This is a genomic window from Streptomyces sp. NPDC058469 (assembly GCF_042721125.1).
In the GTDB taxonomy this organism is placed as follows: Bacteria; Actinomycetota; Actinomycetes; order Streptomycetales; family Streptomycetaceae; genus Streptomyces.
The window spans coordinates 18940-32392 of sequence record NZ_JBHXME010000130.1 but is presented as its reverse complement, the minus strand read 5'-3'; the positions used below and the strand labels follow the sequence as shown (position 1 = coordinate 32392).

The 13453-nt window shown below is 66.1% G+C and carries 13 protein-coding genes and 1 pseudogene; 11 read left to right on the top strand and 3 right to left on the bottom strand.

Features of this window, described 5'->3' with window-relative positions:
• Positions 1-79: 79 nt before the first annotated feature.
• Positions 80-886 (bottom strand): GntR family transcriptional regulator, encoded by an 807-nt coding sequence (locus tag ACFWP5_RS38725; RefSeq protein WP_384167893.1) that lies wholly within the window; start codon positions 884-886, stop codon positions 80-82.
• Positions 887-1201: 315 nt separating this feature from the next.
• Between ACFWP5_RS38725 and ACFWP5_RS38720 the strand changes: the two genes are divergently transcribed.
• The 7 genes from ACFWP5_RS38720 to ACFWP5_RS38690 all read left to right on the top strand — a co-directional run bounded on the left by ACFWP5_RS38720 (position 1202) and on the right by ACFWP5_RS38690 (position 6099).
• A complete protein-coding gene (locus ACFWP5_RS38720) occupies positions 1202-1543 on the top strand; it encodes a hypothetical protein (RefSeq protein WP_384167890.1) in 342 nt (113 codons plus the stop codon).
• A complete protein-coding gene (locus ACFWP5_RS38715) occupies positions 1543-1989 on the top strand; it encodes a hypothetical protein (RefSeq protein WP_384167887.1) in 447 nt (148 codons plus the stop codon). The genes ACFWP5_RS38720 and ACFWP5_RS38715 overlap by 1 nt, the downstream gene beginning before the upstream one ends.
• Complete coding sequence (locus ACFWP5_RS38710; protein ID WP_384167884.1) at positions 1989-3326, top strand: FtsK/SpoIIIE domain-containing protein; 1338 nt, start codon at positions 1989-1991, stop codon at positions 3324-3326. Before ACFWP5_RS38715 ends, ACFWP5_RS38710 begins: the two co-directional genes overlap by 1 nt.
• A complete protein-coding gene (locus ACFWP5_RS38705) occupies positions 3323-3514 on the top strand; it encodes a hypothetical protein (RefSeq protein ID WP_384167881.1) in 192 nt (63 codons plus the stop codon). The genes ACFWP5_RS38710 and ACFWP5_RS38705 overlap by 4 nt, the downstream gene beginning before the upstream one ends.
• Positions 3515-3576: 62 nt before the next feature.
• Positions 3577-3912 (top strand): SH3 domain-containing protein, encoded by a 336-nt coding sequence (locus ACFWP5_RS38700; protein WP_384167878.1) that lies wholly within the window; start codon positions 3577-3579, stop codon positions 3910-3912.
• A 131-nt stretch (positions 3913-4043) separates the two neighbouring features.
• Positions 4044-5495 (top strand): replication initiator, encoded by a 1452-nt coding sequence (locus ACFWP5_RS38695; RefSeq protein ID WP_384167875.1) that lies wholly within the window; start codon positions 4044-4046, stop codon positions 5493-5495.
• Complete coding sequence (locus ACFWP5_RS38690; RefSeq protein WP_384167872.1) at positions 5485-6099, top strand: hypothetical protein; 615 nt, start codon at positions 5485-5487, stop codon at positions 6097-6099. Before ACFWP5_RS38695 ends, ACFWP5_RS38690 begins: the two co-directional genes overlap by 11 nt.
• Before the next feature lie 71 nt (positions 6100-6170).
• Here the strand turns inward: ACFWP5_RS38690 and ACFWP5_RS38685 are convergent, their stop codons facing one another.
• Positions 6171-7940 (bottom strand): recombinase family protein, encoded by a 1770-nt coding sequence (locus ACFWP5_RS38685; RefSeq protein WP_384167869.1) that lies wholly within the window; start codon positions 7938-7940, stop codon positions 6171-6173.
• A gap of 67 nt (positions 7941-8007) precedes the next feature.
• Here ACFWP5_RS38685 and ACFWP5_RS38680 point away from each other — a divergent pair.
• From ACFWP5_RS38680 to ACFWP5_RS38665, 4 genes and pseudogenes are all read left to right on the top strand, one after another.
• Positions 8008-8757 (top strand): annotated as a pseudogene (locus ACFWP5_RS38680) (pirin family protein); the annotation flags it as partial.
• Between the two features lie 211 nt (positions 8758-8968).
• The gene (locus ACFWP5_RS38675; RefSeq protein WP_384167867.1) at positions 8969-9409 is read left to right on the top strand and encodes a VOC family protein; all 441 of its coding nucleotides are present in this window, start codon (positions 8969-8971) and stop codon (positions 9407-9409) included.
• Positions 9410-9658: 249 nt separating this feature from the next.
• Entirely contained in the window at positions 9659-10063 is a 405-nt protein-coding gene (locus tag ACFWP5_RS38670; RefSeq protein ID WP_384167864.1) for a hypothetical protein, read from the top strand.
• A gap of 97 nt (positions 10064-10160) precedes the next feature.
• Positions 10161-11249 carry an AI-2E family transporter gene (locus ACFWP5_RS38665; RefSeq protein ID WP_384167862.1) on the top strand — a complete coding sequence of 363 codons (1089 nt, stop codon included), beginning with the start codon at positions 10161-10163 and terminating at the stop codon, positions 11247-11249.
• Here the strand turns inward: ACFWP5_RS38665 and ACFWP5_RS38660 are convergent.
• Complete coding sequence (locus tag ACFWP5_RS38660) at positions 11177-13363, bottom strand: SpoIIE family protein phosphatase (protein WP_384167859.1); 2187 nt, start codon at positions 13361-13363, stop codon at positions 11177-11179. The two genes, ACFWP5_RS38665 and ACFWP5_RS38660, sit on opposite strands and share 73 nt — an antisense overlap.
• Positions 13364-13453: the final 90 nt, after the last annotated feature.

Genomic DNA, 13453 nt, shown 5'->3' with positions numbered 1-13453 from the left:
CGAACGCCGCATGCCCGGCCGGCGCGGCAGGTCCCCGCCTCGCGCGCTGCGAGATCTCCCTTGAGCAAGTAAAGAGAAGTTACTCCGATGCGGGGCGGCGACGGGCGGGGCGCTTGGCGGCGGGTGCCTTGGTCGGTGTCACGGGGTAGGTGAGCTGGCATGTGGCGGCGGGTGCCTTCAACTCCTCGCACAGCAGCGGGCGTTCCTGGTCGGCGTCGCCGGTGATGCGGTAGGTGATCAGGAGGGGGCTGGCGTCGCTGAGCCCTAGCGCGGTCCGTTCGTCCGGGTAGGGAGCGCGGGCGGTGACGTGCTCGGTGAACGACAGGCTGAGTCCGGTGTCGGCAAGCTGCTGGTACAGGTCGCTGATCTCGGCGTCGGGCTGCTCGGCGATCGAGGGCACGTCGGCTGCGGTGGACATGGGGATCAGGACGCGATGCGCCATGCGGGCGCCGGTCGCCGGGTCATGGATCATGCGGTCAACGCTGATGGCGTCCTGGTCCTGCTGGCCCAACAGGAGTGCCGGGGGCCCGTCCAGCGCCGTCCGGCTGACGGCTGGCGGCTCTGTCTGCGTCACCTCCGGCAGGCGCCAACTCCCCTTGGCAGTGCGTTGGATGGAGCGTTCAACACGGGTGGCTGGCAGCACTCCACCTGAGGGAAGCACGATGCTGCCCTTGCCCTGCTGCGACTCCACCAGACCCATGTGCCGCAGCTCGGCGACAGCGGCCCGCGCGGTCGCCTTGCCGATGCCGTACATCTTCACCATCTCCGTCTCGGACGGGAGGAGTTCGCCGGGCTCGTATCGGCCTCGCCGGATGTCGCTGGCCATGCGCTGAGCAACCTGCATGTACATGGACGGGGCGCGTTCGATGTGCTCTCGGGCTGTCATGGCTGGTTCCTTCGCGGTCTAGGTAAGTAGGTCAACGGGTTCTCGATGCTTTGAAGATGAGTGCTTGTGCCGTGTTGCCTGTCAGTGCTCCGTGGTATAGGCGGTAGTGCACTCATGAGGATAAGTGGTTGGCCGCTCCGCGTACACCTACCCACACTCATCCGGATAAGTGGTTGACCCTGATCGGGTGCCGGGTGAGGATGATCCTCCCAACTCATCCGGATGAGTGTTCGGGTGGGGTGGGCTGATGAAGAGAGGTGAACTCCCTTGGATAACAAGCCGATTGAAATGGGGCGGCTGGGTCCGGTCCGCTGCGTGATCGCTCCGGAACCGCGCACCACGATGGAAGGTGACCAGCGGCGTGACCGTGAGGGCAACCCGCTGTGGATCACGGGTCTGTCCATCCGGCAGGCGGAAGGACGGCGTACGGACGTCGTCCACGTGGTCACCAGCGGTCAGCCGCAGGGCCTTGCCGAAGGCAGCGAGGTCAGGGTCACGAACCTGTGGGCCAACGAATGGGCCGTGGACGGCCGGACCGGTACGACCTACCGGGCCGACGCCATCACGCCCGTGTCCGCCTCCGGGAGCGGCTCGGCCTCGGCCTCGACTGCGGCGGCGGCCGGTCCGCGTGGCAAGTCGGCGGGCGGTGACTCCTGATGGAGCGCTACTTCTGGCACCTGAGCGGCCCCCAGGCTGACGGCCTGGCCTGCGTGGTGTGCGGGGCGAACTTCCTCCTGCGCAAGATCATGTCGGTTCCGGTCGGCCGGTCGCCTGCGGACGAGTCGCAGGTGTTCGCGTGCAAAGAGCCGTGCGCGGGACGCATCGCCGACGAGGCGGACCGGATGGCGCGTGAGATGCGGACGGCGGCAGGCATGGACGGCGTGGACGTGCCGGACTGCGACGACTCGCCGTTCTCGGTCGACGGCCACTTCGGCTCGCTGCTGCGCGACCTGCGGGCGCTGGCCGGTACCGAAGCGCTGCTGACCGTCTCCGACGACATACCCGCGATCCGGTTCCTGCTGTCCCTGACGGCCCGTCATGCCGAAGCGGCCATGATGCGCGCCCGCCTCGTGCTGGCGCAGACCAAAGAAGGGGAGGAGTGATGGACGGCTCCCTGCTGGTGTGGGTCCTGGCGGCGCTGGTCCTGGTCGGCGCGCTGACTCGGAAGTGGTGGGAACCGCGTCTGGAAGCTCGGGGCGTGCCGGTACGGCGGTGGCCGTGGCGGTGGTGGCTGTCCGGGTATCCCGGTACGGCGCTGCGCATCGTTACCACCTGGCGGCGGCTGACCGACCTGAACGGGCTCGCGGTGAGCACGCGGCCGAACCGTCGTGTGATCGGCCGCGACCTGGTGGTGCAGGGGACGGCGCTGCGGCCCCGGCCTCCTCGGCTGCTCTGGCCGGTGCCGACGAAAACCGGGCTGCGACTGCGGGTGCTGCTGCATCCGGGGCAGACTCCGGCGCCGTACTACCAGGCGGCCCGTGCCATGGAACACGCCTGGCACGTCTACGGCGTGCGGGTCACCTCGCCCCGTCGTGGGCAGGTCCTCATCCATGTCACGGCCGTTGATCCGCTGACCGGTGAAGCCCCTGCCGCCCTTGGGCCGGCTCAAGCGCTCCTGTCCGCTGACGTGGGACGGAACGAGGACGGTGAGCCCTGGCTGATCGACCTGCGGCGCGTTCCGCACTGGCTGATCACGGGGGCCACGCAGTCGGGCAAGTCGTCCTTGCTGGCCTCCCTGGTGCTCGCGCTGGCACCCCAGCCGGTCGCCCTGGTCGGCATCGACTGCAAGGGCGGCATGGAACTCGGCCTGTTCGGCGGGCGCCTGTCCGCGTTGGCGATCGACCGCACACAGGCACTCGGCCTGTTGTCCGGCGTGGTCGACGAGATCCAGGAACGCATGCGGGTATGCCGGGCGGCAGGCAAGCGGTCCATCTGGGAACTGCCCCCCTACGACCGGCCGGTGCCCCTGGTCGTCATCGTCGACGAGTTGGCAGAGCTGTATCTCACGGACGGCTCGCGGGAATCGCGCGACGAGGCGGAGCAGTGCGGAACGCTCCTCCTGCGCGTCGCCCAGCTCGGCGCGGCGCTTGGTGTCCACCTGGTCATCTCGGGACAGCGGGTCGGCTCGGATATCGGCCCCCGCGTGACCGCGCTGCGCGCACAGCTCGGCGGACGCGTCGCCCACCGTGCGCATGATGAGGCGTCAGCCGAGATGACCCTCGGAGACGTCAACCCGGACGCCGTGGTCACCGCGCAGAACATCACGGAGGACGAACAGGGCGTCGCCGTCATCGCCATGGGCGGCCGGTGGATGCGCGCCCGCTCCCGCCTGGTCACCACCGCCGATGCGGCAGGGATCGCGCGGACCCAACCCCCCGTGGACCCGTTCCTGACCCAACCCGACCCCGTGGCATTCCAGAAAGGAGGGGCAACGGCATGACACAAACCGATATGTGGATCGTTGACACGTTCCTGTTCCTGTACGTCGTCATGATCGCCCGATCGCGGGAAATCCGCTGGTATCAGGCAACCCTGATTTCCCTGTTCGGATTCCTGCTGGCCGGAACTCCGTTCTCGTATCCGGCCTGGCAGATGGTCAACATCCTCGGAAGCCTCTTTTTCGGCTGACGCCGGAGAAGAAACCCTGAGGCGGCATACGGCCGTCTCGGGACCCACATAGGAGACAAGTAATGAAGCTCATCGCTACCCGTGTCGCGGCCGGTATGGCGTCCGCTGCCGTACTCATCGGCAGTGCCGTGGTCGTGGCTCCCTCGGCGTCGGCCGCATCCCTCCCGAAGTCCTGCAACTGGGAATGGGCGTGGCCGCAGAAGGAAGAAACCACCACTGCTATAAACCTGCGCACGGGCGCGGGAACGAAATATACCTCCCTTGGAATTCTCTCTAAGGGGGTGCGATTCACCGAGTACTGCAACAAGGATTTCAAGTGGAGTTACGGCACGGTGACTTCCGGCGCGAACAAGGGAAAGAAGGGCTGGGTTAGCTCCAGCTATCTTGAGGTCGCATAACTCGGAAAACCGCCCCGCGGGGCCCTCTGGAAACACAAACCACATTCTCTAAGCCAAGCATAGCCAAGCAGAGAAAAGCCAGGAGTTGAATTGTGAATGCCGCGCCTATCCCTTGCGAAAGGGGACCCCCAATGTTTCCGATATCGGATAAGGCGCGGCGCTCGGTCCTCGATGAGGCTGAGCGCCTGCGCCTTCTTTCTTCTACCGAGCGCGACCTTATCCGGCTCGTCCACGAACCGGGATTCCCGCGCTGGCTCGAACAGATCAAATCCATTGGCGGCTGCGCCCACCCCATCTACCTCGCCGGACGCACCACCACCCGTGACGCACTCACAGGCGAAGTGCTGCGGCACTACGACACGAGCGAGGAACCGGGCGGCCGTATGCCGGTGCGCTGCCGCAACCGCCGTGAAACGCGCTGTGAGCCGTGCTCGTACCTCCACGCGGGCGACACGTTCCACCTGGTCCGCTCAGGCCTCCTCGGCGGCAAGGGCGTCGCGGACGGCGTCCAGCGTCACCCCCGGCTCTTCGTCACCCTCACCGCCCCGTCCTTCGGCGCGGTGCACCGTGAGAGCGGCCCTGACGGGATCGTGTGCCGTCCTCGACGAGGCGGCGGCGCCTGCGAGCATGGGCGGCCTGTCGGCTGCGGTCAGAGGCATGCCGACGTGGATTCCGCCGTGGGACAACCCCTGTGCCGGGACTGCTACGACTACCCCGGACACGTCCTATGGCACGCGTGGGCCGGCTCACTGTGGAACCGCTATTGCCACATGCTCAGGCGGCATCTTGCGACTGCCGCAGGAATCACACAGACCCGACTCGGCGAACACCTTAAAGTCTCGTTCGCGAAGGTCGCCGAATATCAGAAGCGGGGCGCCGTTCATTTCCACGCGGTAATCCGGGTCGATGGACCGGAGGGGCCTGGCTCGCCTCCGCCTCTGTGGGCTACAACCGAACTGCTGTCGGCTGTGGTGCGCTCTGCTGCGGAATTGGTAGAGGTGCACACTCCGTATTCTCCGGCGACCGGTGAACGGGTCATCAGGTGGGGTGAGCAACTCGACGTACACCCCATCAACAGTGGCGCATTTACGGAATCCTCGGCCGTCACGGACAGTGCCGTTGCGGCCTACGTCGCGAAATACGTCTCAAAGAGCGTCGGCGACGCGGGCGGCATCGACTACCGCATAACCGACTTCGACAGCATCCGCCTAGCCCCGGTGAATCCCCATCTGCGCGCCCTCATGACCGCCTGCTGGCGACTGGGCGGCCTGCCGGAACTGGAGGCGCTCAACCTCCGCTCCTGGGCTCACACGCTCGGTTTCCGGGGCCACGTCCTCACCAAATCCCGCCAGTACTCCACCACGTACGGAGCGCTGCGCGCAGTCCGGGCCGAGCATCAGAGCGGGGGCGCCCTTCTCGTCCTGGAGGACCGGGAGACGGCCACTGAATCGGCCTGGCGCTATGTGGGCTCGGGGCACTCTCCAGCCGAAGCAGACATTGCATACGGCATAGCCGAAGACCTGGCGAACCTACGAGATATCAGAAGGGACATGATCGCCGAGGGGTGGAAATATGCTGCGTGATGATTGCGCGGGATGGTTTCACTTCGGCATTCGACATAAAAAGCTGCCCGAGACTAGTCAATTCTGGCGAATTAATGCAGAGAGGGCAGACGTTGTCGATGACCTTAGAGGGATATTCGGCGGAAAGGTTCAGGATACTGATTCGGATGGCTTCTCTAGGGCGGAGCTATTGACGGATGTATCTGGAGTTCAGATTCAGGTGAACAGGCCGGAAGAAATAGCTATGGAAATGATTCTGTGGGGTCGCGGCGGGGTGCAACACCACTGCGACGGCGAGAATTTCCTTTCTCCGGTGGAGATGCTCGGGCGCTCTTGCGGCTGCCCCTCGCACATGGAAGAGCGCAAGGCGAATGCCAGAAATGGAGTCGGTCCGCAACCTAGCACATCAATCTACTTCCGCCTGAACAAATGTCCTGAACTGGGGATTTTCGGTTTCCACTCGAATTCATGGGATATGGCGGAAAGTGCTAGAGAGGCAAGGTGTGGCTTGATGAAGGAGAGTAATGGAAAGGTCTTTGAGTTGCGTCTAGAGCCGGTGCAATTCCAGGCCCATAGCGGGCTAGTCGTTACATACATCAGCCCTGTTGTGCGACCGTTCAGCTAAAAGGCGTTGCGGAAAATATGAGAGCCCCGGCAGTAGTGGCCGGGGCTCTCGTTTTCTTTATCTCTTTGGTGTCAGGCTGGTGATTCCTCCGAATCATCCTTCGCGGGCTGGACAAATTCGAGTTCTACGCGTTTGGCAACGTCTGATCCGGTCCACTGATTTCGCTGCTTGGACTCACTCTTAAAGACCGTGATCTTTTTAATGAAGAGGGTTACGAACTCCTGCCGTTCGGCTACCGAAGCCTTCGCCCACCAGGAACCCTTCCCAATAGGGTCGGCTTTCGGGTCCTTAGGTAGCCACTGGCCGATAGGCAGTGCTGGCGTCTCCGCCGCCTCCAGTTCCTTTATACGCTCCTTTGCGGCCTCAACTTGGCCGTTCAACGACTTCTCCTCCCGAAGGAATCGACGGCGTCCCACATCGCCGCTGTAGCCTCCGGCCTTGCGGTCGTCATACAGGGTCTCTAGGGCCCGCTCGGCATCATTTCGATCGGCTACCAGTCCGCTGCGCTCGCCCGCTTTCTCCGGCGATTCTGAGAGTTTCCCGAAGCGGCGTGTTGCCTCGGCGATCACGTCGGCAGTAAACGGATCACGCTCCGCAGTTTGGACAATTGCGAAGATCCGGCGTGCCACGTAATCGTCTAGGGCCTGCTGGCTAATGGTGCAGTCCCCTTCGTGATGCTCCGGCTTTCGCTGCCCCCGAGTGCGCGAACACCGATAGGCGTTCTTGTAGGCCTTCTCATGCGAGTGAGATTTCTTCGGCTTACCGCACTCGCAGAAGAGAATTCCTTGCGAAGTGAGCAATGCTTTGCCACGAGAAAGGCCCCTACCTCGACCGCGACTTTTCAGCCATTCCTGAAGCTCGTGCCACTCTGCCGGAGGAATAATGGGCTCCCACATCATGATGGGTTCCATCGTTTCCGGATCGCGCTTGATCCGGTATTCATCGATTGTGCTTGTCTTTCGACCGTCCTTCCCGGCCTTGTAAATGATATCGACGGCATATCCGGCAATGCGAGGGTCCTTCAGGATTCGGTCTAGGGTTTTCGGGTCCCATTCGCTATCTGCATTCTCTTTCCCGACAGTCTGGCCTCGCGTGGGAACCCTGTCCACGCTCATTTGAACGCATATTCCCGTCTTCGATCCTGGATGATGCTTACCAGGGCCGGGAGTGTAGGGAAGATTCTTATGCAGTTTGATGGTTGCCCATATGGCTCGAATTACTGCGGTCTCGCTAATCTCGTGCTCAAGAAGTTGAATGACGATGATGCGTTCTTTCCCGTCCTCTCCGATCACTGTCCGGGATTCCGGTACCAGCTTGAATCCGTACGGGGGCTTACCGCCTAGATAGCCGCCCAATTCGCGGGCCCTCTTCTTGGCGTCGAGTACGGCGTCACTCTTGTTTTTACTGTCGTTGTGTGCCGCGTCCAGACGCATAAACATGTGGATGAGATCCATAAGGTTGCCCTTACGGAATGTTCCCTCCGTCACGCTCACGATTGTCACGCCGAGATTCAGCAACTCGGTTACGATCGGAATCGCGTCCAACGGATCCATCCGGGACAAGCGGCTGATGTAGTAAACGATCAGTAGATTGATTTTTCCGGCTCGGCAGTCGCTCAACAGGCGCTCGAAGTCAGGCCGTTCGACACCCGTGAAGGCAGAGATGCCGAGATCTTCGTAAAGCTCGATCTGAACTGCGCCCCGACGCTTGGCCTCGGTGATACCGGCAGCGTGCTGGGTGGCGGTGGAAGCCTCGGACTTGTTCTGTCGGCGTTCGGACTGGCGCCCGTACACGCCTGCACGAATCTCGCTGGCTATAGGTTCCGCGATCGCTGTTGCCATGACGGTGATCACCCCTCGATTTCCGAAGGTACGTAGCCACTGGCTACGCACTCAACTGGATTTACTCAAGGGCACGCCCTGGCACCCGCACCGCGGCTTCGAGACCGTCACCTACATCATCGACGGCGTCTTCGACCACCAGGACTCCAACGGCGGTGGCGGCACCATCACCAACGGCGACACCCAGTGGATGACGGCGGGCGCCGGCCTGCTGCACATCGAGGCGCCGCCGGAGCAGCTCGTCATGTCCGGAGGTCTCTTCCACGGCCTGCAGCTGTGGGTGAACCTCCCGGCCAAGGACAAGATGATGCCCCCGCGCTACCAGGACATCCGCGGCGGCCAGGTGCAGTTGCTGACGACTCCGGACGGCGGCGCGCTGCTGCGGGTCATCGCCGGTGAGCTGGACGGCCACCAGGGTCCCGGTATCACGCACACCCCGATCACGATGATCCACGCGACGGTGGCGCCGGGTGCGGAGGTCACCCTGCCCTGGCGTGAGGACTTCAACGGTGTCGCGTACGTCCTGGCGGGCAAGGGCTCGGTCGGCGCCGAGCGGCGCGCGATCCACATGGGCCAGACCGCGGTCTTCGGCGCGGGTTCGTCCCTGACCGTCCGCGCGGACGAACAGCAGGACGGGAACACTCCGGACCTGGAGGTCGCCATCCTCGGCGGCCAGCCGATCCGCGAGCCGATGGCGCACTACGGCCCGTTCGTCATGAACACCCGCGAGGAACTCCAGCAGGCCTTCGAGGATTTCCAGAAGGGCCGGCTGGGCACGATCCCGGCGGTGCACGGAATGGGTGAAGGCGGCCTGTAAGCCGTAAGGCTGCCGTGAGGCTCCGTACAGCGGAAAAACCCGAAGCCCCGTCCTTGTCCGGACGGGGCTTCGGGTTTTGTCTGCTTGGCTTGGCTTGGTTCGGCTTGGCTCGGAGTTCGGAGGTCTGCGGATGTCGAGAACGTGCCCCCGGCTCCGTCCCAGGGACATCAGCGGCCACCACCGGCCGCACGGGGAAGAAGGAGAGATCAGCATGGCGATTCAGCGGATGGACAACGTCGGCATCGTCGTCGAGGACATGGATGCCGCCATCGCGTTCTTCGTGGAACTCGGTATGGAGCTGGAGGGCAGGGGGGAGGTCGAGGGCCTCTTCGCCGACCAGTGCACCGGACTCGACGGCGTCCGCTGCGACATCGCGATGGTCCGGACCCCGGACGGCCACAGCCGGCTGGAGCTGGCGAAGTACCGCAGCCCCGCAGTGATCAGCGACGGGCCGCGCAACAAGCCGCACAACATCCTGGGCACGCACCGCGTCATGTTCGCCGTCGACGACATCAAGGACACCGTCGCCCGCCTGCGCCCCCACGGCGCCGAACTCCTCGGCGAGATCGCCCGGTTCGAGGACAGCTACCTGCTCTGCTACGTCCGCGGCCCGGAGGGCATCATCGTGGGCCTGGCCGAGCAACTGGGCTGAGGCTTATACGGCGACGTCCAGGGGGACGGGGATCGTGCGGCCGTGACGGTCGCAGCTGTCCTGGGGCGCCCTTGCAGAAGTCGCTGGCCATGGACAGGCCGAGGAGTACCTGCGCCACCGCAAGGCAGACGAGTTCGGAGTCCTGGACACCCGCTGTCCCTGGGCGTGGCAGTCTTCGGAACTGACTGGTAGGAGCTGACGACGGGACGGGCTGTGGGAAGGGTCGAGGGGCTCTGGAGATCCGGGGAGATGCCGATCCGCGACGGGCTGTACCGGCCGGACGACTCTGGCTTGGAGCTGCATGTCGACGGTCCGGGGGCGTACCACCCAGATGCTGGGCAGCCGATTCCCTTCCGCATCGGAGGACCGTTCGATGTGGCTCAGGCTCTCGAGGAGTACGGCACCGACGGGGTGGACACCTGTTTCGAGAACCCGCTGCCGGACGGATCAGGGTGGATGTCCGGCGGAGGCGGCGGCATGGGCAACATCGGCCACCTCGCCCGTCTCCACGCAGACCGCTCGTTGCAGTGGGTCGCCGTGATGTTCCACTCCAACCCATTCCTCAGCGTGCGCTACGAGGGCACGAGTGCCGTCTTCACCAACGACTGGGGAAACCGGCTGATGCTTGACCTCACGAGCCCCGCTCTTGGCTGACAGGTGATTCACCGGGGTCCACGTCTTGGAGCTTCTTCGTCACCCGGGCGGCCCGTCCCGTCGGGCTCGGTCGTCCGACGCGTGGTCGGGTGGGAGCGTGCAGCTTCTCCCCGTTCCCGTGCGGCGGCTTGCCGCCTGGTGTGTCGTCATGCTGCTTGTCTCAGGGGTCGGTTACGTCGGGATCCGGCTCTGTGCCGAGTTGAAGACCGCCGTGACGCCCGTGCTGCTCGCGTTGCTCGGGACCGCGTTGCTCGGGCCGTTGTACCGGCGGCTGGTGAAGGCCAAGGTCAATCGGTCGGTGGCCGCCATGATCACCTGCGTCGCGGTCGTCGCCGTGGTCGGTGGGGCCGTGTACATCGTGGTGGCCGCGCTGATCGACACCGGGGACCAGATCGTGTCCTCGCTCAAGGACGCGGGGAACTCCCTCGCCGACCACTTCGGGGCCGCCGGCACCTCGGTGGACGACCTCGCCTCCAACGCCAAGGAACTGCTCACCAAGTTCGGCGGGACGGCCGCCTCGAACGTCATCAGCGGGGTCAGCGTCGTCGGCGAGACCATCGCCATGGCCGTACTGGCGCTGCTGCTTGTTTTCTTTTTCCTCCGCGACTCCGACCGGGCGGCCGGGCTGCTGCGCTCGCTCGCCCCGCACGGCAACGCCGACCTCGTCGAGGCCATGGCCCGTCGTGCCTTCGAGGGCGTCGAGGGGTTCATGCGGGGGACCACAGTCATCGCCCTCATCGACGCCCTCTGCATCGGCGTCGGGCTGCTCGTCCTGGACGTGCCGGGGGCGTTCGGCCTGGCCGCGCTCGTCTTCGTCGGCGCCTACATCCCCTACCTCGGCGCCTTCCTCTCCGGCGCCGTCGCCGTGCTGGTCGCGCTCGCCGACCGGGGTGTCGTCATCGCGCTGTGGGCCCTCGGGGTCGTCCTCGCCGTGCAGGTGCTGGAGGGACACGTCCTCCAGCCGATGATCCAGAGCCGGACCGTGCAGATGCACCCGGCGGTCGTGATGATCGCGATCACCGCGGGCGCCTCGGTGGCCGGAATCCTCGGCATGCTGCTCGCGGTACCGCTGACCGCCGCCGCTTTCGGTGTCGTCCACGAGCTACGGGAGCGTTACGCGTCCCAGGAACCGAACTCCGAGATGTCGCCGACGACCGTGCCGTCGCCGGAGCCGTCGGACTCGTAGAGCTCGAACCAGATGCTCTTGCCCTCGCCCCTCGGGTCCACGCCCCAGGTCTCGGCGAGCAGTTCGATCAGGAGCAACCCGCGCCCGGAGGACGCCAGTTCACCGGGGTGCCGCTTGTGCGGGAGGTCGTCGCCGGCGTCCGTGACCTCGACCCGCATCCGCCGCTCCCCGGTCTCGCCGGTCACCTCGGCGGTCAGGAGGGCGTCGGCGTCGGTGTGCACGAGGACGTTGGTGAGCATCTCCGAGACGAGCAGGACCGCGGAGTCGACCTGGTCGGCGCCGGTCCAGTCGTGGAGGAGTTCGCGCAGCTGCTGCCGGGCCACCGCTATCCGCTCGGGCTCGGCCTGCGCGACCGTGAGCACCGTACGGCGGATCTTCGGGGGGATGGTCGTCGTGTCGCCGCAGCCGCAGCTCTCGCCCTCCCGGGACAGCAGGAGTACGGCGATGTCGTCCTCGCGGCGGTCCGCGAGCGGGCCGGTGGTGTGGTGCGAGGAGGGCCCGTGGACGGCCTGGACGAGCGCGTCGGCGAGTTCCTCCAGGTCGCCCTTGTGCTCCTCCAGGATCGTCCGGATGCGCAGCCAGCCGGTCTCCAGGTCGTGGCCGCCGGTCTCGATCAGACCGTCGGTGCAGATCAGCATGGTCTCGCCGGGCTCCAGGGCGAGCGTGGTCGTCGGATAGTCGGCGTCCGGGTCGATGCCGAGCGGCAGCCCGCCCGCCGTGGGCCGCATCAGCACCGTGCCGTCCGCCATGCGTATCGCCGGGTCGGGATGGCCGGCGCGGGCGATCTCCAGGACGCCGGTCGCCGGGTCGGCCTCGACGTACAGGCAGGTCGCGAAGCGCGGGTCGGCCTTCTCCGCGTCGCCGTTGGTGATGCCGTGCAGGAAGCGGGAGGCGCGGGACAGCACCGCGTCGGGCCGGTGCCCCTCGGAGGCGTAGGCGCGCAGGGCGATGCGGAGCTGGCCCATCAGCCCGGCAGCACGCACGTCATGGCCCTGAACGTCGCCGATGACGAGGGCGATCCGCCCTCCACCCGAGGGGGTGCCCCCAGGCAGCGGGATCATGTCGTACCAGTCGCCGCCGACCTGGAGCCCGCCGCCGGTCGGGATGTAGCGGGCGGCGACGCTCATGCCCGGGATCTCCGGGCCCAGCGTGGGCAGCATGGAGCGCTGGAGCCCGTCGGTCAGCTCCCGCTCGGACTCGGCGACCCCGGCCCGGGACAGGGCCTGTGCGAGCATCCGGGCGACCGTGGTCAGGACGGACCGCTCGTCCGGCGTGAAGGCCACCGGATAGGTGAAGGCGGCCATCCAGGCGCCCATGGTCCGGCCCGCCACGGTCAGCGGCAGGAACGCCCAGGACTGCCGGTGGAAGTGCTGGGCGAGCGGCCAGGTGACCGGGTAGCGCTCCTTGTACTGCTCGGGCGTGGACAGATAGACGGCACGGCCCGTCCGTACGACCTCGGCGGCCGGGTAGTCGGTCACCATGGACATGTGCGAGAACGGGTCCTCGTCGCCCGGCTGATGCCCGTGATGGCCGACGATCGTCAGGCGGTCGCCCGATACGCCGAACACGGCCAGGCCGTCCGGTGAGAAGCCCGGCATCGACAGGCCCGCCGCGACCCGCAGCACCTCCGCCGTGGACCGCGCCTCCGCGAGCGCCCGGCCCGCGTCCAGCAGGAACGCCTCGCGGGAGCGCCGCCAGTCACCGGTGACCGCAGTCCGCCCGGCCGGCGTGCCCGGCGTGGGCTCGGTGACCTCCTGGAGGGTGCCGATCAGTTCGAACGACCGCTTCTCGGGGTCGTAGGACGGCTTGGAGCGGCTGCGGACGACGCGGATCACCCGGCCCCGCTCGTCCATGATGCGGATGCGGACCTCGGCGAGGGTGCCCTCGGCGACGGCCAGCCCGACGACCCCCGTGATCTCGTTCCAGTCCACGGGGTGGAGTCGGGCCCGGGTCTGGGCCTCCGTGAGGGTGGTCTGTTCGGGGGGCAGCCCGAGCAGCCGTGCGGCCTCGGCGTCCACCGTGACCAGCCCCGAGGCGGTGTCCCAGTGCCACAGACCGGTCGCGAGGGCGGCGAGTACCTCCCCCACGGCGGGCAGGGGCTCACCAGTGCGCATTGCCCCACTCTAAGAAGAGGAGATCGAAACCTGCCACCGAGGGAGCCTTGCGTTAATGGTGGGGAGGCGATCAATGGGTGGCCGGTACCC

Coding starts and splice junctions, on each gene's coding strand:
- ACFWP5_RS38700 (WP_384167878.1), top strand. CDS start 3,577: ATGAAGCTCATCGCTACCCGTGTCGCGGCCGGTATGGCGTCCGCTGCC.
- ACFWP5_RS38725 (WP_384167893.1), bottom strand. CDS start 886: ATGACAGCCCGAGAGCACATCGAACGCGCCCCGTCCATGTACATGCAG.
- ACFWP5_RS38705 (WP_384167881.1), top strand. CDS start 3,323: ATGACACAAACCGATATGTGGATCGTTGACACGTTCCTGTTCCTGTAC.
- ACFWP5_RS38710 (WP_384167884.1), top strand. CDS start 1,989: ATGGACGGCTCCCTGCTGGTGTGGGTCCTGGCGGCGCTGGTCCTGGTC.
- ACFWP5_RS38675 (WP_384167867.1), top strand. CDS start 8,969: ATGGCGATTCAGCGGATGGACAACGTCGGCATCGTCGTCGAGGACATG.
- ACFWP5_RS38660 (WP_384167859.1), bottom strand. CDS start 13,363: ATGCGCACTGGTGAGCCCCTGCCCGCCGTGGGGGAGGTACTCGCCGCC.
- ACFWP5_RS38685 (WP_384167869.1), bottom strand. CDS start 7,940: ATGGCAACAGCGATCGCGGAACCTATAGCCAGCGAGATTCGTGCAGGC.
- ACFWP5_RS38695 (WP_384167875.1), top strand. CDS start 4,044: ATGTTTCCGATATCGGATAAGGCGCGGCGCTCGGTCCTCGATGAGGCT.
- ACFWP5_RS38690 (WP_384167872.1), top strand. CDS start 5,485: ATGCTGCGTGATGATTGCGCGGGATGGTTTCACTTCGGCATTCGACAT.
- ACFWP5_RS38715 (WP_384167887.1), top strand. CDS start 1,543: ATGGAGCGCTACTTCTGGCACCTGAGCGGCCCCCAGGCTGACGGCCTG.
- ACFWP5_RS38670 (WP_384167864.1), top strand. CDS start 9,659: ATGCCGATCCGCGACGGGCTGTACCGGCCGGACGACTCTGGCTTGGAG.